Source organism: Pseudarthrobacter sp. NamE2, from assembly GCF_005796205.1.
GTDB lineage: Bacteria > Actinomycetota > Actinomycetes > Actinomycetales > Micrococcaceae > Arthrobacter.
Genome location: NZ_VAHN01000040.1, coordinates 1 through 1,319 on the forward strand (window position 1 = coordinate 1; position 1,319 = coordinate 1,319).

Consider the following 1,319-nt stretch of genomic DNA (forward strand, 5'->3'; position numbering starts at 1 on the left):
CCCCAGAGCGCCATTTTCGCGGCGTTGATCGCTTTCGCCGCGGCGATCGCGTTCCGCTCGATGCACGGGACCTGGACCAGGCCCCCGATCGGATCACAGGTCAGGCCCAGGTTGTGTTCCATCGCGATTTCCGCAGCGTTTTCCACCTGCGCCGGGGTCCCGCCCATCACCTCGGCCAGGCCCGCGGCGGCCATCGACGACGCCGACCCGACCTCGCCCTGGCAGCCGACCTCGGCCCCGGAAATCGAGGCCTGCTCCTTGTACAGCACCCCGACGGCGCCGGCGGCAAGCAGGAACTTCACCACGACGTCGTCGCGGTCGGCCTGGGTGGCCTGGTCCATGCCCGGGGCGAAGTGCAGCGCGTAGAACAGCACCGCCGGGATGATCCCGGCCGCCCCGTTCGTCGGGGCCGTGACCACCCTGCCGCCGGAAGCGTTCTCCTCATTCACCGCCAGCGCAACCAGGTTCACCCACTCCTGCCAGTACCGTGAATCAAACGCCACCCCGGCCAGGTCCCGGTCCGTGTCATCGCCGGAGTGCTGGCCGGTTTCCTTGCGGAGCCGGTCAAACCAGTCCGGGGCGCGGCGCCGGACCTTCAGTCCACCGGGCAGCACCCCCTCACGCCGCAAACTGGTCTGGACACAGGCTTCCATCACCGACCAGATCTGCAGCAGCCCGTCCCGGATCTGCTCCCCGGACCGGGAAGCTTCCTCGTTGACCAGCATCACGTCGGCGATACCCAGTCCGGTGTCCCGACAGTGGGCCAGCAGCTCCGCAGCGGTCCGGAACGGCAGCGGCAACTCCTTCCTGGACGCATCCAGTTCCTGCTGCGCGGCGTCCTCCTCCCCTTCACGGACGATGAACCCGCCACCGACCGAGAAGAACGTCGCCGCATGCAGCACATCCCCGGCTTCATCGGTGACGGTAAAGCTCATCCCGTTGGTGTGCCGCGGCAAAACAGTCAACGGCCGCAACACCATGTCCTTCACCCCATACGGCAACCCAACAGAACCCGCCAGGTTCAGCACCCCGGTCTCGGCAATCGACGCCAACCGGGCCTCGACCTCGTCAGGCAGGATCAGCTCCGGATGGAACCCCTCCAACCCCAACAGCACCGCCGTCATCGTCCCGTGCCCATGCCCCGTCGCAGCCAACGACCCGTACAGATCCACCCGCAACCCCGCCACATCCGACAGGACCCCAAGACCCTTAAGCTCCTCCGCAAAAACAGCAGCAGCCCGCATCGGCCCCACAGTATGCGAAGACGAAGGACCAATCCCGATCGAAAACAGATCAAAAACGCCAACAGCCATGACAGG

Annotated in this window: 1 protein-coding gene; it reads right to left on the minus strand. The window is 66.5% G+C overall.

Annotated features, from left to right (window positions below):
- The coding region (locus FDW83_RS18900) for an L-serine ammonia-lyase (RefSeq protein WP_138139602.1) at window positions 1–1,313 on the minus strand (1,313 nt) is incomplete at its 3' end.
- Between the last annotated feature and the right edge of the window lie 6 nt (window positions 1,314–1,319).